The 24,861-nt window shown below is 46.2% G+C and carries 26 protein-coding genes and 1 pseudogene; 16 read left to right on the top strand and 11 right to left on the bottom strand.

Going from position 1 to position 24,861, the window contains the following annotated elements; translation table 11 throughout:
* Positions 1–72: 72 nt before the first annotated feature.
* From ACWHAR_RS13735 to ACWHAR_RS13765, 7 genes are all read left to right on the top strand, one after another.
* The gene (locus ACWHAR_RS13735) at positions 73–1,341 is read left to right on the top strand and encodes an MFS transporter (protein ID WP_032876570.1); all 1,269 of its coding nucleotides are present in this window, start codon (positions 73–75) and stop codon (positions 1,339–1,341) included.
* A gap of 166 nt (positions 1,342–1,507) precedes the next feature.
* Positions 1,508–1,888: a protein liaI gene (locus tag ACWHAR_RS13740; protein WP_032876573.1), complete on the top strand. Its 381-nt coding sequence runs from the start codon at positions 1,508–1,510 to the stop codon at positions 1,886–1,888.
* Positions 1,889–1,901: 13 nt separating this feature from the next.
* Positions 1,902–2,579: a stress responsive protein LiaH gene (liaH, locus tag ACWHAR_RS13745; protein ID WP_007410057.1), complete on the top strand. Its 678-nt coding sequence runs from the start codon at positions 1,902–1,904 to the stop codon at positions 2,577–2,579.
* 107 nt (positions 2,580–2,686) lie between these two features.
* Positions 2,687–3,556 carry a LiaG family protein gene (gene liaG, locus ACWHAR_RS13750; protein ID WP_032876577.1) on the top strand — a complete coding sequence of 290 codons (870 nt, stop codon included), beginning with the start codon at positions 2,687–2,689 and terminating at the stop codon, positions 3,554–3,556.
* Between the two features lie 26 nt (positions 3,557–3,582).
* On the top strand, positions 3,583–4,314 hold the full coding sequence (gene liaF, locus ACWHAR_RS13755) for a cell wall-active antibiotics response protein LiaF (RefSeq protein WP_032876580.1): 732 nt from the start codon (positions 3,583–3,585) through the stop codon (positions 4,312–4,314).
* Entirely contained in the window at positions 4,311–5,393 is a 1,083-nt protein-coding gene (liaS, locus tag ACWHAR_RS13760) for a two-component system sensor histidine kinase LiaS (protein WP_003151796.1), read from the top strand. Before liaF ends, liaS begins: the two co-directional genes overlap by 4 nt.
* Positions 5,371–6,003, top strand: a complete 633-nt coding sequence (locus ACWHAR_RS13765) for a response regulator transcription factor (protein WP_003151798.1) — start codon at positions 5,371–5,373, stop codon at positions 6,001–6,003. The genes liaS and ACWHAR_RS13765 overlap by 23 nt, the downstream gene beginning before the upstream one ends.
* 42 nt (positions 6,004–6,045) lie before the next feature.
* Here ACWHAR_RS13765 and ACWHAR_RS13770 read toward each other — a convergent pair whose 3' ends face one another.
* The 3 genes from ACWHAR_RS13770 to ACWHAR_RS13780 are packed head-to-tail and all read right to left on the bottom strand — an operon-like array spanning position 6,046 to position 9,672.
* The gene (locus tag ACWHAR_RS13770; protein WP_007613667.1) at positions 6,046–7,158 is read right to left on the bottom strand and encodes a Ger(x)C family spore germination protein; all 1,113 of its coding nucleotides are present in this window, start codon (positions 7,156–7,158) and stop codon (positions 6,046–6,048) included.
* Entirely contained in the window at positions 7,155–8,255 is a 1,101-nt protein-coding gene (locus ACWHAR_RS13775; protein ID WP_032876583.1) for a spore germination protein, read from the bottom strand. The genes ACWHAR_RS13770 and ACWHAR_RS13775 overlap by 4 nt, the downstream gene beginning before the upstream one ends.
* Positions 8,230–9,672 carry a spore germination protein gene (locus tag ACWHAR_RS13780; RefSeq protein ID WP_032876586.1) on the bottom strand — a complete coding sequence of 481 codons (1,443 nt, stop codon included), beginning with the start codon at positions 9,670–9,672 and terminating at the stop codon, positions 8,230–8,232. Before ACWHAR_RS13780 ends, ACWHAR_RS13775 begins: the two co-directional genes overlap by 26 nt.
* 116 nt (positions 9,673–9,788) lie before the next feature.
* Here ACWHAR_RS13780 and ACWHAR_RS13785 point away from each other — a divergent pair, with 116 nt between their 5' ends.
* Positions 9,789–9,974 (top strand): YvzF family protein, encoded by a 186-nt coding sequence (locus ACWHAR_RS13785; RefSeq protein WP_003151806.1) that lies wholly within the window; start codon positions 9,789–9,791, stop codon positions 9,972–9,974.
* A gap of 67 nt (positions 9,975–10,041) precedes the next feature.
* Positions 10,042–11,430, top strand: a complete 1,389-nt coding sequence (fumC, locus tag ACWHAR_RS13790; protein WP_032876589.1) for a class II fumarate hydratase — start codon at positions 10,042–10,044, stop codon at positions 11,428–11,430.
* 36 nt (positions 11,431–11,466) lie between these two features.
* On the opposite strand, the gene ACWHAR_RS13795 is transcribed toward fumC, so the two are convergent.
* Entirely contained in the window at positions 11,467–12,342 is an 876-nt protein-coding gene (locus ACWHAR_RS13795; protein ID WP_017418948.1) for a TetR/AcrR family transcriptional regulator, read from the bottom strand.
* Positions 12,343–12,520: 178 nt separating this feature from the next.
* On the opposite strand from ACWHAR_RS13795, the gene spxO reads away from it, so the two are divergent.
* Positions 12,521–12,685: an anti-adapter protein SpxO gene (gene spxO / locus ACWHAR_RS13800; protein ID WP_007410067.1), complete on the top strand. Its 165-nt coding sequence runs from the start codon at positions 12,521–12,523 to the stop codon at positions 12,683–12,685.
* A 28-nt stretch (positions 12,686–12,713) separates the two neighbouring features.
* Here spxO and ACWHAR_RS13805 read toward each other — a convergent pair whose 3' ends face one another.
* Both ACWHAR_RS13805 and ACWHAR_RS13810 read right to left on the bottom strand, forming a co-directional pair.
* Positions 12,714–14,069, bottom strand: coding sequence for a sensor histidine kinase (locus ACWHAR_RS13805; protein WP_032876591.1), 1,356 nt, complete (start codon positions 14,067–14,069; stop codon positions 12,714–12,716).
* The gene (locus ACWHAR_RS13810; protein WP_032876594.1) at positions 14,066–14,743 is read right to left on the bottom strand and encodes a response regulator transcription factor; all 678 of its coding nucleotides are present in this window, start codon (positions 14,741–14,743) and stop codon (positions 14,066–14,068) included. Before ACWHAR_RS13810 ends, ACWHAR_RS13805 begins: the two co-directional genes overlap by 4 nt.
* Before the next feature lie 276 nt (positions 14,744–15,019).
* Here ACWHAR_RS13810 and ACWHAR_RS13815 point away from each other — a divergent pair, with 276 nt between their 5' ends.
* A complete protein-coding gene (locus tag ACWHAR_RS13815) occupies positions 15,020–16,381 on the top strand; it encodes a S1C family serine protease (RefSeq protein ID WP_032876597.1) in 1,362 nt (453 codons plus the stop codon).
* A 46-nt stretch (positions 16,382–16,427) separates the two neighbouring features.
* On the opposite strand, the gene ACWHAR_RS13820 is transcribed toward ACWHAR_RS13815, so the two are convergent.
* Both ACWHAR_RS13820 and ACWHAR_RS13825 read right to left on the bottom strand, forming a co-directional pair.
* A complete protein-coding gene (locus ACWHAR_RS13820) occupies positions 16,428–16,892 on the bottom strand; it encodes a Dps family protein (protein ID WP_032876601.1) in 465 nt (154 codons plus the stop codon).
* Between the two features lie 89 nt (positions 16,893–16,981).
* Positions 16,982–17,824 (bottom strand): oxidoreductase, encoded by an 843-nt coding sequence (locus tag ACWHAR_RS13825; RefSeq protein WP_032876604.1) that lies wholly within the window; start codon positions 17,822–17,824, stop codon positions 16,982–16,984.
* Between the two features lie 132 nt (positions 17,825–17,956).
* Between ACWHAR_RS13825 and ACWHAR_RS13830 the strand changes: the two genes are divergently transcribed.
* The 4 genes and pseudogenes from ACWHAR_RS13830 to ACWHAR_RS13845 all read left to right on the top strand — a co-directional run bounded on the left by ACWHAR_RS13830 (position 17,957) and on the right by ACWHAR_RS13845 (position 21,544).
* Positions 17,957–19,738 (top strand): M3 family oligoendopeptidase, encoded by a 1,782-nt coding sequence (locus ACWHAR_RS13830; RefSeq protein WP_032876606.1) that lies wholly within the window; start codon positions 17,957–17,959, stop codon positions 19,736–19,738.
* A gap of 118 nt (positions 19,739–19,856) precedes the next feature.
* Positions 19,857–20,294, top strand: coding sequence for a YusW family protein (locus ACWHAR_RS13835; protein WP_032876609.1), 438 nt, complete (start codon positions 19,857–19,859; stop codon positions 20,292–20,294).
* A 155-nt stretch (positions 20,295–20,449) separates the two neighbouring features.
* Positions 20,450–21,274 (top strand): ABC transporter ATP-binding protein, encoded by an 825-nt coding sequence (locus ACWHAR_RS13840; RefSeq protein WP_012118397.1) that lies wholly within the window; start codon positions 20,450–20,452, stop codon positions 21,272–21,274.
* A gap of 2 nt (positions 21,275–21,276) precedes the next feature.
* Positions 21,277–21,544: pseudogene (locus tag ACWHAR_RS13845) on the top strand (YusU family protein).
* 195 nt (positions 21,545–21,739) lie between these two features.
* Here the strand turns inward: ACWHAR_RS13845 and ACWHAR_RS13850 are convergent.
* Together ACWHAR_RS13850 and ACWHAR_RS13855 are read right to left on the bottom strand one after the other, a co-directional pair.
* Positions 21,740–22,780, bottom strand: a complete 1,041-nt coding sequence (locus ACWHAR_RS13850; protein WP_032876614.1) for a ketopantoate reductase family protein — start codon at positions 22,778–22,780, stop codon at positions 21,740–21,742.
* Between the two features lie 13 nt (positions 22,781–22,793).
* Positions 22,794–23,540, bottom strand: a complete 747-nt coding sequence (locus ACWHAR_RS13855; RefSeq protein ID WP_007613633.1) for an acetoacetate decarboxylase — start codon at positions 23,538–23,540, stop codon at positions 22,794–22,796.
* Between the two features lie 138 nt (positions 23,541–23,678).
* On the opposite strand from ACWHAR_RS13855, the gene ACWHAR_RS13860 reads away from it, so the two are divergent.
* Positions 23,679–24,566: a LysR family transcriptional regulator gene (locus ACWHAR_RS13860; protein ID WP_032876618.1), complete on the top strand. Its 888-nt coding sequence runs from the start codon at positions 23,679–23,681 to the stop codon at positions 24,564–24,566.
* On the opposite strand, the gene ACWHAR_RS13865 is transcribed toward ACWHAR_RS13860, so the two are convergent.
* Positions 24,563–24,709, bottom strand: coding sequence for a hypothetical protein (locus ACWHAR_RS13865; protein ID WP_221930794.1), 147 nt, complete (start codon positions 24,707–24,709; stop codon positions 24,563–24,565). The two genes, ACWHAR_RS13860 and ACWHAR_RS13865, sit on opposite strands and share 4 nt — an antisense overlap.
* Between the last annotated feature and the right edge of the window lie 152 nt (positions 24,710–24,861).

Genomic DNA, 24,861 nt, shown 5'->3' on the forward strand with positions numbered 1-24,861 from the left:
TGCATTATTGACTGAAAAATTAAAAAATGAGATATTATAAGAAACATTGTAAAATAATGGGGGATTTGATAGATGGATACATATAATAAGAGCGAGAGCATCTGGAATAAAAATTTCACCCTTCTGTTTATCTCAAGGCTAGTTAAATTGTCAGGCGACGGTTTTGCCTTTAATTCCATTCTGTGGTTTTTGATTTTTGACGGGGAAGGCGCGATCGGCACGTCCCTGTTAATTGCGGTCACGTTCCTTCCGGAGGCGATGCTGGCGCCGATTACCGGGCCTTTTATGAAGCAGCATACGCTGAAATTCTGGATGTATTTCTCCGACCTCACGCGCGCGGCGGTCGTGTTGATCATTCCGATCTGTTATTTTAACGGTTTTTCTCCTTTATGGTTTGTCATGCTTCTCATGATTGTGCATTCAGCCACGGGAGCCGCTTATAATCCCGCATCTATCTCATTAATCCCCAATATTGTCGGAGAAAACAGCCTGCAGAAAGCGAATGCGGTCATCCAGTCATCAGGCCAGATCGTCAGGCTTGCCGCCATTACGCTGAGCGGGGTATTCTTAACATTTATCAGTCCCGCTTATTCTTTGTTTATCGCTCTTATATTCTATCTTCTATCAGGTTTTCTCGTACTCTTTATGTCATACCAAGTCCGGCATGCCAAACAGGATACAGTCGCCGTCAGACAGCGCGGGACGTATTTCGGAAGGCTCAAACGGGGTTTCGTTCTTGTCAGGAAACACCAGATTTTATACCCGCTCGCCATCTATTGTATCTTCATGAATTTTGCGGCCGCTCCGTGGGAGGCGCTCTCTGCCGTTTATGTCGCCGAAGATTTAAACATGCCGCCGATCATCTACTCGCTTTTGAAAGCGACAGGCACGGGCGGAGCCTTTTTAATGGGTTTTATTTTGGCTAAGGTGAAGGTGAACAAATACGGTCTCCTGTTTGTGTCAGCAGGAATCATAGAAGGGGCGGCATTTTTCATCACCGGCCTCAACACTTTTCTGCCGCTCGTCTTCCTCGCCGCGTTTGCGTTCGGATCTGCCGTCAGCGCGATTAATGTGCCGGAATATACGATTATTCAGACGTCTGTGGACCATGATGACCAGCCGCAAGTCTATGCCGTCATCCATATGATCTCAAACATATCCATTCCGCTCGGCGCGGTTCTTTGCGGATACGCGGCTAACGCCTTCGGTTCCGGAAAAGTCATTGCCGCCGGCGGTCTCGTTGAAGTCCTGTCCGGTCTCGGAATATTGTTCTTTACGAAGCTGGCCAAAGCCGAACGCTCAGATCTCATCAGAGAAAAAGAAGCGAGCATCAGAATATAGATTTTTCGTAAAACGCCCTGCGCCGTCCGGTGCAGCGGCGTTTTTTTATGCGAAGGTCCGGGGGCTTATACGACTCCGGTCTGATATGAAAATCAATCTCTGACTCGTTTTGCCGGCCGCGGGATTTGTTTATAGTAAAGACAAGGAAAACGAAAGGAGGATCTGCATGAATATAAATGGTAAAACGGCAGGCGGCTTTCTGCTGATTGTGTTCGGACTTTCTGTCTTTTTCGGAGGAGGCCATTTCGCATTTATCATCCCGCTGGTGATCGGAGGCCTGATGCTTTACTGGGGAATCAAACGTTTTTCAAAAGGCCGGGCGGTATCGGGTATCATCGCGGGCGTCATCGGAGCTATGATTCTCGTCGGTTCTCTTCCATTTATCGTTGCGATCGGACTGGCCGGCGCCATGGTGTATTTCGGATGGAAGATGATGAAGCAGGGCGGCTCAGACACCGCTTCCCGCCAGTATGAACCGGAAGCGGCATCACCGGGATATCAATCCGGATTTGACTCTGAATGGGAAGAATTTCTGAAGAAAAAATAAGGAGGAAGACAAAATGGTCTTAAAAAGAATAAGAAATATGTTCGTCGCATCTGTTAACGAAGGGCTTGATAAATTAGAAAATCCGAAAGTCATGCTGAATCAATATGTGCGTGATATGGAAAGTGACATCGCTAAGGCGAAACAAACGATTGTCAAACAGCACACGATCGTCCATCAGTTTAAGAAAAAACAGGAAGATGCCTCTGAAACGGCGGCAAAACGGAAAAACCAGGCTCAGCTTGCTTTTGACGCCGGGGAAGAGGAGCTAGCGAAAAAGGCTCTGACTGAAATGAAATACCTTGAGGGAAAAGCGGCCGAACATGAAAAAGCGTATGAGCAGGCGAAAACACAGCTGGCAGAGCTGAAAGAGCAGCTGGAAACTTTAGAAACGCGCCTCCGCGACGTAAAGGATAAAAAACAGGCGCTCATCGCCCGCGCGAACGCGGCAAATGCGAAGGAACATATGAACGCTTCTTTCGACAAAATTGACAGCGAAAGCGCCTACAGAGAGTTCCTTCGAATGGAAAGCCGCATTGAAGAAATGGAAGTCCGCGTCAAATACGGCACTTCAGCTGAGGCGAACACAGAATACAGCCGCTCCCAATATTCAGACGAGGTGGAAGCTGAGATTGAAAAAATGCGCTCGCTTTCTCTGGAAAAAACAGAGCGTCAAAAAGCGGCTCATGAATAATGTGCACAAGGGAAGATCGGCGCGTTTACGCCTCTTCCCTATACGCACACGTATCAATTCTCCGGCTTTTCCTTTATAATAAAATGAATGAAAAAGGATGGAACGTAATGAAGCGTAAGATTGCCAAAGGACTGATGGCGGCGTCCGTTTTGATCTGCTGTCTGTTTTTGGTGAAAGAAGTGTTTGCCGGGCGTTTTTTTCCGCTGTACGAAACAGAAGCGGAGTCGGCAAGCATACCGCCGCGTGCCGTCAACAGCCTGTCGGTTTCATCGGAACAGACGGATGTGAAAATCATCGCGGAAGCGCGGAATGATATCGCGGCAAACATGACGGGACCGGCGGGGAAAATGTTTGTCCAAAGCAGGGGAAAGACCCTCAATCTCAAAGCGAAGGAGAAAGGGTTCCAATTTCTGAATCTCTTTCAGCGCCCTCTGCTGATTGTCCGCATTCCGTATGATTATCATCGGGATATCACCGTCCATACATCAAACGGCAGCATTGCCGTTGACGGAAACAAGGGGCTGTCTCTTGCGCACCTCGGCGTCCGTTCTGTAAGCGGGAATATGTCGCTGAAGCACGTGAAGACGGATGTGTTTGAAGCGAAGGGGCTGTCGGGCAATCTCACAGCAGCAGGCCTTGCGGCAAAAACGGGGGATGTCCGCTTATCCTCGGGACATGTCGGGCTTCAACATGTGGCGGGGGCCCTTGACGTGCGGGTCGCTTCCGGCAGTGTCGACGCCTCGCTTGAGACGGCTGATGCTCCCGTATCCGTCAGGCTTGCGAGCGGCAGCGCAGCGATCAGCCTGCCGAAAGACGGAAGTTTTACGGTGAACGCCGAGACGGCAAGCGGAAGGATCCGGCCGTCTTATTCCTTTGAGAAAACGAGTAAGGAAGGCGGGGCATTTACCGGCATGAAAGGCAGCGGCGCCAGGCCGATTGATATAAAAGTGACGAGCGGCAATATTGCACTGCAATAGTCAAGGAAAGGAGGGGCAAGCAGCTGATGGCAAAAAAACAGATTCTCGGACTTATCATCGCCTTATTAGGCGTCAGCATGTTTTTGCGTATTATCGGCATCGGCGACTTCTTGTTTTGGCCGCTCTTTTTTCTGATCACAGGCTATATTTTTAATAAATATTCCCGCGGCTGGCTCGGCTCCGTCCTGTATATCTTCGCCGCTTTTTTATTTTTGAGGAACCTGTTCAGCGCCACCTTTAACCTGTTCGGCTATGCCTTCGCCGCCTTTCTCATCTACGCGGGCTACAGGCTCCTGAAAGGAAAGCGCGTCTATGAACATAAAGAGAAGAAAATCAATCTTGAAAAAGAAGAGCAGCCAAAGTCTTCCGCCCAGACGGAAAGCAGACAGCCGGACCTCCGCAGCTTTTTTATCGGCGAGCTGCGGATGATGAAGGACCCGTTTGAGCTGAATGATTTAAATGTTTCCGGATTCATCGGCGATGTGAAAATTGATTTGTCAAAAGCGATGATTCCCGAAGGAGAAAGCACGATGACCATCAGCGGTGTCATCGGCAATGTCGATGTGTACGTCCCGCCGGATATCGAGGTGTCCGTCAGTTCATCGGCTTTTATCGGCGATATGAACCTGCTCGGCTCTAAGAAAAGCGGCATGAGCCCGAATCTGTATAAAGTATCGTCTGAGTACGGCGACTCGCCGCGGCGGATTAAAATTTCAATTTCGTTATTCATCGGCGATGTGGATGTGAAGTATTTATGAGGAAAAAATTACTCGCCAATATTCAGTGGCGCGCCATGCGGATGACCGCGGGGCTCAGTCTGCTCCTTTGCGCGGTGTTTATTACGCTGATGCTGCTGTATTACGGGCTTGACCCGATGCTGTTGTTTTCTTCCGGCTGGTTCGGTATTCCGTTTGTGGTCATCCTGCTTTTGGCGTCTCTTTCGGCGGGATTGATTTCCGGTTATGTATACGGCGGCCGCCTGAAAACAAGAATGGATACACTGATTGAAGCGGTTTTGAAATTTGAAAACGGCAATTTTGCTTATCGGGTGCCGCCGCTCGGCGATGATGAAATCGGTCTGGCGGCAGATCAGCTCAACGAAATGGCCAAGCGGGTCGAGCTCCAGGTCACATCGCTGCAAAAGCTCTCCAACGAACGGGCGGAATGGCAGGATCAAATGAAAAAATCGGTCATCACTGAAGAACGCCAGCGGCTGGCGCGCGATCTGCACGATGCCGTCAGCCAGCAGCTCTTTGCCATTTCTATGATGACATCCGCCGTCTTAGAGCAGGTGAAAGATGCGGATGACAAAATCGTCAAACGGATTCGCATGGTTGAACATATGGCGGGGGAAGCGCAAAACGAGATGAGAGCGCTGCTATTGCATTTGCGGCCCGTCACTTTAGAAGGAAAAGGCTTAAAAGAAGGGCTGATTGAGCTGTTAAAAGAGTTCAAAGCGAAGCAGCCGCTGGATATTGAGTGGGACATCAGCGATACGGGTGTGTCAAAAGGCGTTGAAGACCATCTGTTCCGCATCGTGCAGGAGGCGCTTTCCAACGTTTTCAGACATTCAAAGGCGACCAAGGTCACCGTCAGGCTCGGCGCGAAACATCAAAAACTTCAGCTTAAAGTTATTGATAATGGGGCGGGTTTTACGATGGATCAAGTGAAAGCATCTTCATACGGCCTGCATTCCATCAAGGAAAGAGCGAGTGAAATCGGCGGCATAGCGGAAATCATCTCCGTAAAGGGAAAAGGCACGCAGATCGACGTGAAAGTCCCGATTTATCAGAAAACAAAAGGAGAGAACGACAGTGATTCGAGTGTTACTGATTGATGATCATGAAATGGTCAGGATGGGTCTGGCCGCATTTTTAGAAGCACAGCCGGACATTGAAGTCGCCGGTGAAGCATCAGACGGGCAGCAGGGCGTCGATCTGGCCGCAGAGCTTTTGCCGGATGTGATTTTAATGGACCTTGTCATGGACGGCATGGACGGCATCGAAGCGACAAAACAGATCTGCGCGAAACTCAATGACCCGAAAATCATCGTGCTGACGAGCTTCATTGATGACGACAAAGTGTATCCGGTGATCGAAGCGGGAGCGCTAAGCTATTTGCTGAAAACGTCCAAGGCTGCAGAAATAGCCGAAGCCATCAGAGCGGCTGCCAAGGGCGAACCGAAGCTTGAATCGAAGGTGGCGGGAAAAGTGCTGTCAAGGCTCCGCCATTCAGAGAATCAGCTTCCGCATGAAACACTGACAAAAAGAGAACTGGAAATCCTCTGTCTCGTCGCGGAAGGCAAGACGAATAAAGAGATTGGTGAAGAGCTGTTCATTACGATTAAAACGGTGAAAACCCACATTACGAATATATTGTCAAAGCTTGATGTCAGTGACCGCACGCAGGCAGCCGTATATGCCCACCGCAACCATCTCGTGACATAAGAAAAGGAGAGCGGCGCCAGCACACTCTCCCGAGGGACGGGGTCATTGGGACATTCCCTTTGTTCCGAAATCCCTGATGGCGACTTTGACTTTGTATTCAATATCCGATTCACTGAAATGATGATCCCAGTCAGAGGATATCTTTTTCCATTTACCGGGATAATGAATTCGGACTTGATCGCCTAACCCGGTAATATCCACTTTCAACTCATGCTGCATGTAATCAATGAATGCCATGACATCTGAATGAATGCTGCGTTTTACCGCGTTTTTGATTTCATTTATATAGGACTCCTTGAAAGAATCTTCTTTCGGGTTCCAATCCTCAGACAGACGGCCTTCAACAAACCGGGTGACGATAAACTTGAATTTTCCATTTTTATATTTTGTTTTTACATTATATTTGCTGGAAAATACCTCGAAGGATAAATAATGATTGTCATGCTTTGCAAACGTGACGCCTCCCTTTACCGTGCCTGTGAACAGGTTCATATTCTGGACTTGTAAAGGCGTTAAATTCGCATACCAGAATTTATTTTTAATAATGGTAGCGCCCCAGATTTCCAGTCTGCTGCCCACTTGGCGCACTTGAGGAAGGGCAAAGGTCTCGCCTTTGGCGATTTTCTCTGATATTTCCCCCAATGTCACGGGCTCCATCATCCGGATGGTGACCGAATTATTCTCCGTTAAGTCATAGATCGTATTTGACGCAGGTTCTCCCTGGTCACTGATTTTGAAAATATCTTTCGTTTTATCCGGCACCGTCATCACATTGCAGCTTCTTCTCGTACCGTTGTCTCTGATAAATTGGTTCATCAATGCGTCAAGCGGAATGTCGTCCTTTAACAGCGCTTCGGAAAACAGCATGATACGCAAGTGCTGGGAGAAAGCGGGGTGGTTTTTTAACGACGCCGTCCTTAAGGCTTGGTGAACGGTTTCCCCGGAAGTGGAAGTCACCTTTGTCGGATTGCTTGATGTCGACTGCTGGGAACTTGCTTTTTGAGGGATCAGAATCTGCTGCGTCACTTCCACGTTTTCTTCCTCAGGTTTATCGAGCCCGACTCCGATAACGAGGCTCAAGTCTTCTATATTACGGCTGTCCCAGCATCCCGTCAAAAGCAATGAGCAAAGAAAGATTACGATGTATTTCTTCATTGTGCTTTTTTCACCTTCCTTTTCACAGCGACGACTCCAAACATCAGCAAAGGCAGCAAAAAGAAAACCAAGAAGATATAGCCGAGAATATCACTGAACATCAACAGCTTGTTGCCGTCTTTTGGCATCAATGATCCGAAGAATGTCGCAATCCCTACGAAGATGATCCCTTTTTTCTGCTTCAGCCCGAAAATTTTATTCAGGCCAGATGTCGCGAAATACCCGTACGAGACATAGGTGGCGAAAAATTGGATGATCCAGACAACAAGCAAAAAGGACTCGAACCTTTCAATAAAAAGCCCTTTGATTTCAAATGATTGAAAGAGCGCGATCGTAGGCCAGATCATTGTTTTGACATCCTGGGTGGTTAACGCGCCGACGACGAGAACGTAGGTAATGATGTATAAAATAATCGGGATGCCAAAGCCCATGGCCGACATGCGGAATGTGTGCTTTTTATTTTTGAGGTACTCGGGGAGAAACAGCATAATCTCAATTCCCAAGAAGGAAACAGAAACGACGGTCAAGGAAGCCATAACGGGAGAAAAACCCTGCCCGAGCACCGGCCGCAGGTTGTCCAGATCAAATATTTTAAAGCTGAAGGAAAACACCACCAGCAAAATAATGATCGTAATCGTTAAATAGAAAGGAAAGAGCCTGCCGATATCGCTCATGCCGCCGATAATTAAATAAACGGAACAGGCGATAAAGATAAACAGCGTGACCGGCACGGGCGTTCTTTCCAATAAAAAGAACTTGACCATTTCCGCCATCGCCCGGGCTTCGAAGCTGGCGACTCCTATAAAATAGAGACAGATCATAAGATTGACGATATTTCCCGCCCATTTGCCGAGTCCTTCATTCATATAATCAAATAATGATCCGTACTGATGCTTTTTCATAATGAGCGTATTGAGATAAATCAAAAAGATAAAGATGACGCCTTCCAGACATAACGCGATCCAGCCGTCCGGCGAATTTGCCCTTGCTGACAGCGCACGCGGCATGGTGAGGAGTCCCGCGCCGAGCATCGTGTTTGAAATCAATGCTGTCCCTTGATAGCTTGTAAGCTTATTGTGAGTTGTTTTCTGGCTCATTTATGTTTTTCGCCTCTTTTGGTTGATTTTTAATAGGGAGACGGAGAATAGAGTCGTTTGCGTTTTTTAAGCTGAAAAATCCATTCGGCGAGAAATACGGAGAACCGAAGCTTCGCTGTCTCGATAAATGAGTGTAGATCGCCAGCATAAATAAAATCATGCCGTACAGCCCGAAAGCTGCCGCGGTAAACATCGAAATGAAACGGAGCACACGGAACGACAGACCCATCCCGTACTGCGGCACTGTAAATGAAGCGAGCGCGACAATGCTGACCACGATGACCATGATGGAGCTGACAATATTCGCTTCAACGGCCGCCTGGCCGATGACGACTCCGCCCACCAATCCGATCGTCTGGCCGAGCGGGCTGGGAAGCCTCAAGCCCGCTTCTCTCAGCAGCTCTATCGTAATTTCCATTACCATCGCTTCAATGATAGGCGGGAAGGGAACGTTTTCTCTGTTCGCCGCGATGGTGACTGCGAGCGTCGTCGGCAGCAGCCCTTGGTGAAACGAAACGAGGGCGATATAAATGGACGAAAAAAACAGCGTGATAAAAATAGATGTAAACCGCAGCGCCCGGATGAGCGAGGCGGAAATCCACCGTTCATAATAATCATCGGGCGACTGCATTAAAATTCCTAAAGAAGCCGGGACCACCAGCGCAAACGGCGAGTTGTCGACAAGGATGGCGACGCGGCCGTTGAACAAGGCGGAAGAGACTTTATCAGGCCGTTCCGTATTTTGTATTTGCGGAAAGGGCGAATACTTATTATCCTCAATAAGCTCCTCAAGCGTTCCGGAATCCTGGATGTCGTCCATCTTCACTTCGCTGAGGCGCTTTACAACATCGCTGACGACAGACGGGTCCGCTTTATCATCTATGTACATGACCGTGGCGTATTTTAACTTATTTTCTCCGATCGGAATCTTTTTCGTTTTCAGCTTCGGATGGTTCGTGCGCTGCCTGATCATGGCGACGTTTGTATCAGAATCTTCTATGAAGGCGGTTTTCGGACCTCTTACGACCTTTTCGGATGTGGGTTCATTCACGCTTCTTTTTTCTCTTTTTCCCGTGGACAAAATGTATACGCTGTCAAGTCCGTTAATAAACACGGCGCATTTTCCCCGCAGAATGGAGATGACGGCTTCCTTCGACGTAAAGACGGGACGGGCGTCGATTTTATCAAGACGTTTCGCCACCGTATCTAGCGTCAGAGTGTCTTCCTCCCGAAGCAGCGTTTCAATCGCTTCTTTTATTTTGTCTTCGTCGTTCATTTCACTCAGATACATATAATAAAAAACAAGCCCGTTCGGAAGCATCTTTTTATTTTGAACCAGGTCATCATTCTGCTCTACGTGGGGAAGCACCAGTGCCAGATTAACGTGTATGTATTCCTTGAATTCCGATTGCGCCATCGACAGTCACCCGCCTTCCAATCCTTAATTGAGGTTATCTTTTCCTGTTAAAAAAATGATATACTATGATAAAGTATTTAATGGTACAAGTTTTTTTATGAAAGCGGAGGAGAGATGTGGCACAAGTCAGACTGGCAGGAAATGCCGAAGAAATTGAACAGCTCATCAAATCATTTGAAGCGCATTACGAAGTGGCTTACACGTCGAAAGAATACCGTAAAACAAATCCGAAGTATAAATACTCTAAGGATTCGCGCGTCTATCTTGAGCTGAAATTAAAAACGGCCAAGGCCGAAAAATAAAAAGGGTTTCATCTGTTACTGGCGAATAATACTCAGGGTGAAGCAACTGTTATGGAGGGATACATAAATGGACTACAGAATTGAAAAAGACACCATGGGAGAAGTTAAAGTTCCGGCAGATAAATTTTGGGGCGCTCAGACACAGCGCAGCAAAGAGAACTTCAAAATCGGTTCAGAAAAAATGCCTCAGCAAGTTGTGAAGGCGTTTGCAATATTGAAAAGAAGCACAGCGATCGCGAACGAACGCCTCGGCAACTTAGAGTCTGAAAAAGCACAGGCGATTGCCGCTGTATGTGACGATGTTTTAAACGGAAAATACGACGATAACTTTCCGCTCGTTGTCTGGCAGACGGGAAGCGGCACGCAAAGCAACATGAACATGAATGAAGTGGTGGCCAACCGCGCGACTGCTTTATTGAAAGAAAAAAATTCCGAGCTGAAGATTCATCCGAATGATGACGTTAACCGCAGCCAAAGCTCAAACGATACATTCCCGACGGCGATGCACGTTGCGGCGGTTCTTGCCGTATATGAGCAGCTCGTTCCGGCGCTTGATCAGCTGCGCGCGACGCTTGATGAAAAAGCGAAAGCTTATCAGGATATTGTGAAAATCGGACGCACGCATTTGCAGGACGCCACTCCGCTGACGCTCGGACAGGAAATCAGCGGCTGGGTATACATGCTTGACCGTTCGAAAGAAATGATTCTTGAGTCAACGGAAAAAATCCGCGCGCTTGCCATCGGAGGCACGGCAGTCGGCACGGGAATCAACGCCCATCCGCAGTTCGGTGAATTCGTCGCGGAAGAAATCACAAAAGTAACGGGGCAGACATTCAAGAGTTCGCCTAACAAATTCCATGCGCTGACAAGCCATGATGAAATCACTCACGTTCACGGCGCGTTAAAAGCATTGGCTGCCGACCTGATGAAGATTGCCAACGATGTCAGATGGCTGGCTAGCGGCCCGCGCTGCGGAATCGGCGAAATCGTCATTCCTGAAAATGAGCCGGGAAGCTCTATCATGCCGGGCAAAGTCAACCCGACGCAAAGTGAGGCGCTGACAATGATCGCCGCGCAAGTGATGGGAAATGACGCGACAATCGGATTTGCGGCCAGCCAAGGAAACTTCGAGCTGAATGTCTTCAAACCGGTTATCATTTATAACTTCCTGCAGACCGTGCAGCTGCTCAGTGACGGAATGAATTCCTTCCATGACAAATGCGCTGTCGGTATTGAGCCGAACCAAGAGACGATTCAGGAAAATCTCTCTAACTCATTAATGCTTGTTACGGCGCTTAACCCGCATATCGGTTATGAAAACGCCGCGAAAATCGCCAAGCTTGCCCACAAAGAAGGCCTGACGCTGAAAGAAGCGGCATTACAGCTGAACCTTCTGACAGAAGAACAATTTAATGAAATGGTGCGTCCGGAAGATATGGTGCACCCGAAAGCATAAAATGAAAGAACGGCTGCAGTCATTGCGGCCGTTCTTCTAAATAAACTGCTGTTTCAGTAAAAATCTGAGCTGTTCTGCATCTTCAGCCAGCAGGTCGGATTCCTTCAAATTCAAAATCATTCCTTTGATGATTGCCGGTTTCGGCGACTTTTTCTTCATTTCCGCTTCCAGAATATCCAAGCTCTCGGTAAATTCAGATGCTTGCGCCTTGTCCATCGTGCCGATGCGCGTGCGGAGGGTCTGCAAGATCGATTGACTTAAAGGATCGGGCTGCCCGTTATGAAGGGGCCCAAACAGTGAGCTTGCCTCATCAAGAGAAATAAACGCTTCATCATGTCTGTCCGCCATTCCGTTTACGATGTCATCAATTCTGTGAATCACGGTATTTGCCAGAAGCGAAGGCTGTACGGACCGGCCGGTCAGAATGAGATATTCAAGATACATCTGACTGATTCCTTCTATTAAAAAACAAAGCTCGGCTGTGTATGGTTCAGCTTTTTCTCCGTAAATAGCAAGAAGACTGTCGATATGAAACTGCAGGATCGACCGGCGGATTCTCTTTCCGCACTGCGCCGCTTCTTCGGTATAAGGAAGTGAACCGTCTTTCATCTGCACGGTAATAAAATCCTGATGGGCGAGAATCGATTCGTAAAACACCGCAAGCTGTTTTTGGTAAGCGGCTCTCGGACTGTCACCCTCCGTTTGGATCGTCGTGATTCGGGTAAACGTTTTATCATAGTAGTAATTCAGCATGGATAGAAGCAGTGCTTCTTTGGAAGGAAAGTAAAGATAAAAAGCGCCTTTTGAGATTTTGCATTCATCGGCGATTTCCTGAACCGATGTAGATTTGTACCCTTTTCGGGCAAACAGTTTTATTGCTGCTTCAATGATCAGCTTTTCTTTTTCCTTCAATGGTTCCACCCTTTCGGAGCCAGGAGGCTGGCTTGTGCTTCTCATGTATGACTATATGGTCATATTGATATTCCGTAAATTTAACCTGATTGTAACTTGTTTTTTTGTTTTGTTTTATTTATATTATAAAGTGAGCTGACCGAATGGTCAAAGTTCTGGCGAAAGGGTGAATCTGAAAATGAAAGAATTAGATGAAATGATCAGCCGCTTGCGAAACAGAGGAATTAAAGTCGAAAAGGTGAAATATCCGAAAAAGACAATTTGTGAAAAGAAATGGGTTCATCAATGCCAAAAACCGCTGAAAACAAACTACAGAGATTTTAACGGCTACTCCTTCACATAAAAAAAAGACTGCAATGAAACACTACAGTCTACTTTGGTATGATAATTCGGTAGATTACACCCGATTGGTCATTTTCAATTGAAATTGATGCTTTATGCAGGGTTAAAATCCGTTTTACGATGCTGAGTCCTATGCCGAACTCGCCTTTCTTCCCTTTATTAAAAGGCTCGTACAAGCTGGATAGCATCTCATCCTCAATCGGAGGCCCGTCATTTTCAACCGTCATGACAATCTGCTGCTGATTTTGGCTGATCCGAATGTGAATCGCCGTCTCTGCATAGCGGATTTGATTTTCGAGAATGTTTTCAAGAAGTTTGCTCCATTGTTCCGGATCACCGGGCATCATTAATGCATCTTCTGTTTCAACGGTCCACGATAATTCCTTCCGGGCCCATTTGAGCCGTTCAATGACTTCTTCCGTGACCTTCACAATGTCAAATGTCTCATGGTGCACCCGCTGCTTCATTAAATAATCAAGCTTCGTTAAATATAATAAATCCTTAATTTTCTTCTCAAGTTTTTCTGCTTCGCCTTCAATGACATCAATTGTGGTTTCCAAATCCCCCTTAGGAAAAATCCCGTCCTTTATTGATTGAGTATAGCCCCTTATCACCATGACAGGCGTTTTTAAATCATGAGAGATATTTTGCAGGAGCGTTCTTTCCGTTTCGTCTTTTTGCACCAGCTTGCTCCGCATGTCTTCAATGGTATGGCCTAATTTTCCGATTTCGTCTTTTCTGTCGACGATGACCGGATCATCCCAATCCTGTTTTGAAATCCGTTTGACATGCTTCTCTAAGGAAACGAGCGGCCGCGAGAGATATTTGGCAAGCCAAATCGCCGGAATCCAGCTTAACAAAATCACGCCGGCAATGATAAAGAGCAGCTGCTTGAACAGGGTGAATGCCAGATCATCACGATAAGAATCAAGGGCGTAAGACAGCATCATCGCATCCTGGCCGTTAATGGTGAGGCCTTTTTTAATGACGAAAAACACTTTTTCCCCGCTGATGTCCGCGCTGTATCGTTTCGTGACGCTGTGCTGACGGCCCGCGAGCTTGTACACCTTATGGATAAAGGAAGAAGAAAAGTAGTTCAAGTCTTTGTCACTGGCCGATTCCTCCCGTTCAGGCAGAAGAACGTGCTGAACGGATCGGAAAGTCGTCGGAGCGGTCGCATCCTCGCTGTAATATCCACGCTCGATCGATCCGGGCAGCCGGTACTCCGTCAGTACATGCTGTTCATTTTCAATGGTCGTATACGTTTCATCCGTGAAAAAATTACGCAGCGTATTTGAGAACAGCACGAGAAGCAGAATCGAAATGGCTAAGAGGATGCCTGAGATGACCACCCATATTTGAAAAGCAAGCGGCTTATTTTTCATGACGTCATCATCCTGTAGCCGAATCCGTAAATGGTCTCAACCTTTAGCCCGGGCATTTTTTTTCTCAGCCTCCGCACAAGATCATCGACCACCCGGTCAGTGCCGAAATAATCATGGCCCCATATTTTCAGCAGAATGTCTTCCCTGGAAAAGGGGTGTCCTTTATGGTGAAGAAATAAAAGCAGCAGATCAAATTCCTTAGACGTCAAATTGACCAGGCTGCCGGTTTCATCATAAACCTCTCGGGCGTCTTCGATCACATTGTAGGAAGAAACGGTGATGCCGGTTTTTTTGGGAGCGGGCTGTTCTTTATACACGAGCTGGAGCAGCTTCTGGACCCGTATAATAAGTTCTCTCGGCAAAAAAGGCTTGGCGATATAATCATTGCTTCCAAGCTCTAACCCGAGGACTCTGTCAATATCGGCATCCCGCGCGGAAATGAAAATGACCGGCACATCGGGATCTTTTTCTTTTATTTCTTTTATCAATGTATAGCCGTCCGTATCCGGAAGCATGATGTCAAGAATCCACAAGTGGGGAGACGGCTGCATCTGCTTTCTGGCATCTTCGCCTTTTGTGAAAGATGTAATGTTCCAGCCTTCATTCTCTAAATATTTTGTGAGCAGTTCATTCAGGTTATCCTCATCTTCAACTAGATAAATGGTGTATGACAAGGCATTTCACATCCTTTCAACGTCATTATACTAGTTTTAACACACTCAAGCCGCATTTTCATAATTTCACATATTCTTTTCATTTTTATCCCACAATGTTTGTTTATGATGTGTATAAGGGAAGAAAGGAAGAAAAAAAGCGGGGAAGATAACATGTTCAAACACATTTTGTTTTGGAGCTTTGCTTTTCTCCTTATTATTGGGACAATAGAATTTGTACATGCGATGAATATGTAATCGATAGAATGAAAACATGCTGAAGGAGTGTGCGTGAATATGAATGATCATCGAGATGACGGCAGAAGCCGCGATCAGTCAGATCTTTCACATACGGAACAAAACAGAAATGAACAGCAGCGGATCAGCCATCAGGAGCCCGAGCTGCTTGAAGAGCCCGTCTCGAAAGAAGCGGAAAACGAGACGGCGGCCGGTACGGAATTTGAAAAAACGGCTGCCGTGAAAAAAGAAAAAAAACGGAGAGCTGCTTGGCTGAGCCCGGTTTTAGGCGGCATTATCGGCGGCGGCCTCGTGCTTGGCATTGTGCCGAACCTGCCGAGTGAGCAGCATAAGACAGAAGCCGTTTCTGATACGAAACAAGTTCAGTCTTCGAATTTTACGTCAACGCCTTTGAAAAATACCTCAAGCGTAGCGGATATGGTGGAAGATTTGGAGCCCGCGATTGTGGGAGTGTCCAACTACCAAGCTTCGCAAAGCAGCCAGTTCGGACTTGACGGCGGTTCAAGCTCTGAAACGGAGAGCGGCACGGGATCAGGCGTCATCTTCAAAAAAGACGGCGAAAAAGCGTACATCATTACAAACAACCATGTCGTAGAAGGGGCGAACAAACTGTCGGTCACTCTTTACAATGGGAAAACCGAAACGGCAAAGCTTGTCGGAAAGGATGCCATCAGTGACTTGGCCGTATTGGAAATCAGCTCGTCCAATGTCAAAAAAGCGGCCAGCTTCGGGGATTCCTCCAAGCTCCGCATTGCCGATAAAGTGATTGCCATCGGCAACCCGCTCGGCCAGCAGTTTTCCGGCACCGTCACACAAGGTGTCATCAGCGGGCTGAACAGAACGGTAGACGCCGATACATCCCAAGGCACGGTGGAAATGAACGTGATTCAGACGGATGCGGCGATTAACCCCGGAAACAGCGGCGGCCCGTTAATCAACTCAAGCGGCCAGGTCATCGGGATCAACAGCATGAAAGTCAGTGAAAACGGCGTGGAGTCACTCGGCTTTGCCATTCCGAGCAATGATGTAGAACCGATAGTCGACCAGCTCCTTGCAAAAGGAAAAGTCGAGCGCCCATTTTTAGGTGTGCAGATGATTGACATGTCGCAAGTGCCGGAAACCTATCAGGAAAACACGCTCGGACTGTTCGGCGACCAGCTGTCTAAGGGTGTTTACGTAAAAGAAGTGCAATCCGGCTCACCGGCTGCGAAAGCGGGCATTAAATCCAATGACGTCATTGTACAATTGAACGGCAAAGATGTCGGCAGCAGCGCCGATATCAGACAGATCCTATATAACCAGCTGAAAATCGGCGATAAAACGACTGTTCAAGTGCTCAGAAACGGAAGCAAAAAGACGCTGAACGTCACATTAACGAAACAAACCGAAAGCGCAAGCTGAACGCATAAAAAAAGCTGAACCTTCAACTGAGGTTCAGCTTTTTTCGTCATTCTCCCAAGTAGGCTGACAGCATCCACACGTGCTTGTCCGCTTCTTCAACTAATCCGACAAACAGGTCGGCAGTTGACGGGTCATTTTGTTCCTCGGCGATGCCGATGACAAATTTTGATTCGCGGCTGATTTGTTTATAGTCTTGAACCAGTGATTCCACCATTTCAGAAGCCGTTTTTTCCTGGCCTTCATCCGTAATGGAAGCTTGTTCAAGGTAAGTGTGTAAAGTCGCCGCAGGCTGTCCGCCGATGGCCAGAAGTCGCTCTGCGATGGCATCCGCCGTTTCCGCCGCTTCGTTATACAGTTCTTCAAATTTTTCATGAAGCGTAAAGAAGTGAGGGCCTTTTACATACCAATGAAAGCGGTGCAGTTTAGAGTAAAGGATAAACCAGTTTGATAATTGTGTGTTCATTGATTTCTCAACAAGAGTTTCAGTATTTTTCGCGTTTTGTGTATTCATATTCATCGTCCTCCCTGTGATCTGTTAATTTAATTATACCACATATCAAATAAAAATCAATACTAAATTATAATAATTATAATTTAGGTTCAAGTGAACAGCTTTTTCTTTATAATCGATTCCCAGGCGGACCACGGAAAGAGTGAGCGGAAAGCCAATGTCAGCTTAACGCCCCTGCCGATCGGATACCGCAGTTTCTTCAGCCGTTTCCTTTGTGCCAATTGATAAATCAGCTCCGTTACGTCATCAGGATCGCCGCTTTTGGATGCGTTGGCTTTGAAGTAAGCTTCGATTTGCTGATAATAGCGGTAATAGGGCGAATCTTTGCCGGGTGCCGTAAGATGATTGGAGAGAGACGTTTCCCATATAGACGTTTTATAGGAGCCCGGTTCTATTAAAGCGGCATCAATTCCTAAAGGCAGCAGTTCGAGGCGCAGGCTCTCTGTAAAACCTTCAACCGCGAATTTGGAAGAGACATACGGAGATAGAGCCGGGAAACCGGTCAGTCCGCTGATACTGCTGATATTGAAGATTTTTGCCCCGCCATGTTTTCGCATATAAGGCAGCACGGTTTTTGTGACGTGAATCAGGCCGAATACATTCGTTTCATACTGCTGTCTGTAATGTTTCATCAGCACATCTTCAATAAACCCCCCGTACGCAGTGCCAGCGTTATTGACGAGCAGGTCAATCGGTCCGAAACCGCTGATGGTGTTCCCGAAGTCAGACACCGACTGCTCATTTGTCACATCTAAAGAAACGACCGTAATATGTTCGGATGCACCCGCTTGAGCGGCGGCCTCTTTCAGTATTTCAGCTTTCTCCGGCTGTCTGGCTGTTGCGATGACGTGATAAGACCGGACGAGCTTCAGCGCTGTCAGCAGCCCGAATCCGCTCGTCGCGCCGGTTACAATGGCAATTTTTCTGTTCATCTTATAATCCTCCCCGTTTGTTCTTATCTCATAGTGTATATCATCTCGCGGAAAGAAGGAGAAATCGTTCGGAAATATGTCAGAATTGTTTTATAATGGAGTCAGCTTCGGATAGAAAGGGGTAAAGAAAAGATGGCATTAGAGGGATTGAAGGAAACATGGGATTTAAACTCCATTTTTGAGGGCGGGAGCCGGTCGGAAGAGTTTCAGCAATACATACAAGAGCTCAAAAAGCATCTAAGCGCTTTTCAACATGCGGCTGAAGCGTTTACAGTTCCGACGCATGCGGATGAAAGCCGGGAGCTGATCAATCTGATTGATAGGTTTGAACGGTCAGCGATCATGATCAGGCAGGCGGGAGCGTTCGTCGGCTGTCTTCAGGCTCAGAACACTCATGATCAGAAAGCGAATGAATGGAGGGCGCGGATCAATCAGCTGAGCAGTGATTTTAAATCCGCTCTGGTCACCCTTGACGATACACTTGCCCGGATTGACGAGCGGGTCTGGGAGGAGCTGCTGCAAAAACCGGAACTTCAGGATCTCACATATGTTTTAAATGAAAGAAGAGACCGGGTCAAAGAGAAGCTCAGCGCTTCAGAAGAAAGGCTGATTGAAGGCCTGGCCGTTGACGGCTATCACGCATGGGGCGATCTGTATAATGCGGCTGTCGGCAGAATGAAGATTCCATTTGAGGATAAAGAGCTGTCGGTCGGCCAAGCGGAAAATATGATGGCGCACCCGGATCGCCGCATCAGACATCAAGTGTTCAAAGAGCTTAATGAAGCGTGGAAAGGAGAAGAGGAGCTTTTCGGCAGCACGCTGAACCATCTGGCCGGCTTCCGCACGGAAATCTATAAAGCGCGGGGCTGGAAAAGCGCTTTGGAAGAGCCGCTTGCGATCAATCGGATGAAAAAAGAAACGCTGGATGTCATGTGGCAGGTCATTACCGATCATAAAAAGCCTTTTGCCGAATACCTGAATCGAAAGGCATCTCTTTTAGGGCTTGAGCGGCTGAACTGGTATGATGTGGGCGCGCCGATCGGCGAGGCTCCGAAAGAATACACATTTGATGAAGCGGCCAATCTGATCGTCAGCCAATTTTCGACGTTTGGCAAAAAGCTGTCCGCATTTACGGAAAAAGCGTTCCGTGATCGGTGGATAGAAGCGGAAGACCGCAGCGGTAAACGGGTCGGCGGTTTCTGCACCAGTTTTCCCGACAGCGGAGAATCCCGGATTTTCATGACGTTTTCCGGAAGCGCTTCGAATGTATCGACGCTGGCGCATGAGCTCGGTCACGCGTTCCATCAGGAGGCCATGCTTCAAGTGCGGCAGCTGAACAGAGCCTATGCTATGAATGTCGCTGAAACAGCCTCGACCTTTGCGGAAATGATCGTCGCCGACGCCGCTTTGAAACAAGCGGCGACAAAGGATGAAAAGCTGTTCTTGCTTGAAGATAAAATTCAAAGAAGCGTAGCCATGTTTATGAATATTCATGCGAGATTTTTATTTGAAACGCGTTTTTATGAAGAGCGGAAGCAGGGCGTCGTTCCGGCTGAGAAACTGAATGAACTGATGGAAGCGGCGCAGAAAGAAGCGTTTTGCGATTCATTAGGGGAATACCACCCTCATTTCTGGGCGTCAAAACTGCATTTTCATATTACGGGAGTGCCGTTTTACAACTTTCCGTATACGTTTGGTTATTTATTTTCGCTTGGAATATATGCAAGAGCTCTTCGGGAAAAAGCGGATTTTGAAGAAAAATATATCGCGCTTTTGTGTGACACGGCTTCGATGACTGTTGAGGATTTGGCGATGAAGCACCTTGGCGCGGATCTGACGGAACGGTCGTTTTGGGAAGACGCGGTCCGCCTTGCCGTACAGGATGTGCAGGAATTTTTAGAGCTGACTGAATGATAATCTGGAGATGAACCGGCCGGAGTGTTACCGCTCCGGTTCTTTTTTGTTTAATGAATGACAGCCGCCTCCCTTGGAAATACCTAAAAACGATCGGAATGGAATGGGAGTGAATCGCATGAAATGGTTCAGGACGGCGGGCGTTTTATGTCTTATGCTGATGCTGATTGCCGGCTGCCGATTGAATGAAGAAAAACGGGAAGCGGAACAAGACAGCACACCCGTGTCATCCGCGAAGCCGGTTCCTTACAGCAGCTTTTCCCTTCGCGTTAACTACGGAGCCGGGGAGCATAACCGCTATGAAGGTTTGTATGAGAGAAAAGGCGGTCATGAAAAGGCGGACATCCGGGACAAGCTCTCAGGGGTTCACAGAGAGGGCGAGGAAGCGCTTGATGAAATGAAGATGATCCTCGGAGAACTTGCCGTAAACAGCCGGATGCAGGAAAGCGAGATCGTCCGGCAGGTGCTCTCGGCTTTTAATTTGGACAGCCGCTATGACCATTTTTATCTGAAACTGAAAAAGAATGATGGAGAAATGACGGAAATAAAAAAATAACCGCCGTCCGCTGCTTTTTTGCCCAAAACTAATTGATAATGATATTCAGAGTCATTAATTTCTGTTACAATATAATCATGATCTCACGTTGAATGTTTAGGCAATTTGTTTATATACATAGTGTTGGGAAACTCAAAAAAGGAGCGGTTAGCGGTATGAGTGCAATTTCTACAGAGACGCTGAGCTTAGGGTACGGAGAGACTGTTATCATTGACGAATTGGATGTCGCGATTCCAAAAGGCGAAATCACTGTATTGATCGGAAGCAACGGCTGCGGAAAATCGACGCTTTTACGTTCATTGGCCCGGCTGATGAAACCGAGGGGCGGTTCTGTGCTTTTAGAAGGAAAAGCCATCGCTAAGCTTCCGACGAAGGAAGTGGCAAGAGAGCTCGCTATTTTGCCGCAGAGTCCGTCAGCTCCCGAAGGCCTGACGGTGCATCAGCTTGTGAAGCAGGGAAGATACCCTTATCAAAGCTGGCTGAAGCAATGGTCCAAAGAGGACGAAGACGCAGTGGCAAAAGCGCTTAAAGCGACGAAGCTTGAGGAAATGGCCGACCGTCCGGTGGATTCCTTGTCAGGCGGACAGCGCCAGCGCGCATGGATTGCGATGACACTCGCTCAGGATACGGATATCATTCTGCTTGACGAGCCGACAACCTATCTCGACATGACGCATCAAATTGAAATTCTTGATTTGCTGTTTGAATTAAATGAAAAAGAAAAACGCACAATCGTCATGGTGCTGCACGACCTCAATCTGGCATGCCGTTATGCCCATTATCTGGTCGCCATTAAGGATAAACAGATTTACGCAGAGGGCCGTCCCGAAGAAGTTATCACTTGCGAGCTTGTACAGCAGGTCTTTGCGATGAACTGCCAGGTAACGCAAGACCCGCTGTTCGGCACACCGCTTTGCATTCCGCACGGACGCGGCAGATGTATCGTGCAGGAAGCGGCCCTCACCGCCCGATTGTCATAATCATGAAAAAGGGAAGGGAACGGTATGGAAGAGAAACTGCAGCAGCAGCTGGACGGCCTGCTTGAGAAATACACGGAACTATTGCTTGGCGAAACAAACCCGGATGTAAAGGAAGAAGTCAGGCAGTGGATTTTGTATACACATATCGCAAAAAGCATGCCTCCGCTCGTCAAACATTGGAATCAATCCTACCCGGACGCCAAAGAGGGCATCAAAGCTGCGATACAGCATATTAAACAGCTCAATGAAGCACACAGAAAAAAACAATAAAAAAGCTTTCGGCATCAAAGAGAGGTGCCGGAAGCTTTTTTTTTGCTGAAAAGGAATCAATAAAGGCTTCGTTCAATTCATAGGCGAAGAACTTTAATGTAACTAATGCACCCGTTTGTTTACGTATATTTCTTCCGCTTGCTGAACCAAGAAAAAAGGACCGCCGCAGCAATCCCTTTCTCTCTTTCCTATATATCACATTTCCTTTCGGCTACGTAATAACTCTTCAAATGCTTTTATATTTGTATCAAAATTGGGCACTGTTTGAGATTCCTCGGCACATTTGACTTGTGCCACAACCAAATCATGAAAAGGTGTTGAAATGCCAGTACCTTCTGCCATTTTGGGAATAACTCCATTAATATAATCAATTTCAGTTTTGCGTTTTTTCTCAAGATCCTGGAGCATACTTGCTCTTAGCAGCCTAGATGGTTCCATGGCTGACCTAAATGTTTGGATACGTTCAGGAATATCATTTTCACTTCTTAATTCCAAAGATTCTAAATCAAGGCCGCCCATTTTCGCAAATTTGACACCATTGGCGTGTCCAACCTTAATCGTCTCATCTGCGATATGGACTGCGCTAACAATGCCGATTTCATGGTCAAGAATGTCTCCGTATTCTCCGTTTAATGCTGCCGATAAACCACTGAATGCATTATTGATAAGTAATTTTGACCACTTCGTTCCAACTAAATTATCGGAAATATGTGTTCCGCCGATAAGGTCTAAAACCGATTTAATACGCAGGATTCTTTCTGTTGTTTCACCATGTAATTCTCCAATTTGAAAAGCGTACTCTTTAAATTGAGTATACTCAGTTGTAAGTCTGGATACGCCCGGCTCAATAAACGTAGCACCAAATTCAACAGAACCTGCAATAACACGTTCATCACCAACGATCGAAGCAACTTTCTGTTCAGGTATACCGTTTTGCAAGGAACATACTACACTGTCATCCTTTAAAAAAGGCAGCAACTCTTTAAGAATGGAGTCATTATATAATTGTTTCGTCAGAAGTAATATTAAATCATACTTGCCTGACTTGTCTTCAGGGGTAATGGCTTTCACTTTTGCTTGAAATTCCGTTGTACCAACTACTTTAGCACCTATTTGATTTAGAGTATCTACATGTTCTTTGTACGAATCAATCAATTCGACATCCATTCCGCCAGCAGACAGATATGCTCCAACTATGGTTCCTAAAGAACCTGCTCCTAAAACTGCAATTCTCATTGTAAACGTCTCCTTATTTTTCCTCTAAGTAGTTATAAACCGGCTGTGCTGCATTTAAGGTTAAATCTGTAAGGATATGAGATGCTGAAACGACTTCTAATACAGGCAAATCTGCAAGAGGTGCCAGAGCATGTTCAAATAATTGAAGCCGCGCCGGTCCAGTCCAGGCACCTTTAACTTCTATATTCGTTATTTGCGTTCGCACCAAATCACAAACCCTTAAATCACCATTGTAATCAGTAGCAATCTTAACCATAAAATTAGGTCGGCAAATTTCCCTTTTCGCTTTTTCCTTGTCCATTTCGAAATGTTTATATCCCATAGTCGCAGTTGCCACACGAAGACTGCCATAATCCAATGTGCCGACAAGAGTATCAGAGTCTATATACAGCTTAGGGGCACCCAATTTCTTTGGATATGCAGTAAGTTCCCGTCCGCTTGCAATAGCCGGGAAATTGTCAACATACATAGAATGTACATAATCTCCTTCTTCACCATTAAAGCTGACAGGGATGACTTGTCCAGCCTCTGTATAGGCGCCAAGTCCGGAAACATCGGGCATCCACATCACTTCGAATTTCACTAAAGGTTCAGTAATTTCAAGAGGTTCTGGCACTGCCGCACGTAAAGCTTTTTCATCCGTTCGGTAAATAATATTAAGGTATTCCCGGTTAACAAATTTATAGGTTGGCACGGGGTAAGCAGGTGATGTTAAAGGTGTGTTTAAATTTTTCACAATGTTATTCACATCAATTTTCATAGTATGAGACCCCTTTCTTTTTCTTTTTTATGTTTTTTAATTTAACTATGCTATTATCTTACATTCGCATTTACATTTAATCCAATACATAATAAGGTATATATATATTTATTGAAATAAATGAGGGGGTGCAGACAGATGGAATTGCTGCAGCTAAAATACTTTCAGACAGTTGCCTATACTGAACATATTTCTAAAGCGGCAGAACAATTAAAGATTGCCCAGCCTTCTTTAAGTCTCACTATAAAAAGACTTGAGAATGAACTGGGAACAACCTTGTTTGAGAGAAAAGGCAGAAATATTAAGCTGAGTTCAGCAGGGAAAATTCTTTTAAAACATGTAAACAGGATTTTTACTGAGATTGAAAATGCCCAAACAGAAATTCAATTGGAGGAACATCAAATTTCTGACAAGATAAGAATATCTATTTCCAATCCAAGATTCCTTGCAGGACTGATGAGTGAATATATCAACCGCTCCCCTCAATCAAAAATTCTCCAAGCAATCGGAGTTAAAAGCGAGATCATAACAAGTTTAAAAAAAGGGGACATTGATTTAGGAATAACAGGTCATCCGATTCAGGATGAAGAGATAGAGAGTTGTGTGCTGGTAAATGAAGATATTGTTCTGGCTTTGCCCTCAAACCACCGATTTACGGGTAAAACAGAAATTTCTTTACGCCTTGTCGCCAATGAACCATTTATTACCCTTGCTAATAATGAAGAGTATAGCGGTTTTACAGCCTCGCTTTGTGGGAAAGCCGGTTTCACCCCGAATATTGCGTTTGAGGCAGATTCTCATTTACTGGTCGAGATTTTAAAGCTGGATCAAGGTGTGGCGTTGCTTCCCATTTCAGTTTGCAGAACATTGGGGCTGAATTTTATAAAAGTGACTGATCACTCTGCTTCATATCCAGTCGGCTTATCTTGGATGAGACATAAGCTGTTGTCTTCTTCGGTAAGAAATTTTCGTGACTTTATTATGTCGTACTATAAAGATAACTATGAAATGTTTAAAGTTTATTAAAGGGTTTCATCATTACTTTTTTGAATTTTTTCCCCCATTTCCCGTTTCACTTGTTGCGGGATGGGTACTTGCGATTGTTGTTTTCTTAATTTTAAAGTTTTCGAACGGAAGCCCTTGGTGTTATACAACGTTGCTTTTTGCAATGCCGGCTTCCTTTGACACGCTGTTAAAAATTAATGTTTTTTAGTTGGTTTTAAAAGCCTACTATTATCCGTTTTGCTATACGGATCTCGTGAATTTTTTCAATTGTTCTTTTCGATCATAATTAGATATTTACTGAGCGTAAAACATTGGA

The organism is Bacillus sp. LR--39 (genome assembly GCF_053613335.1).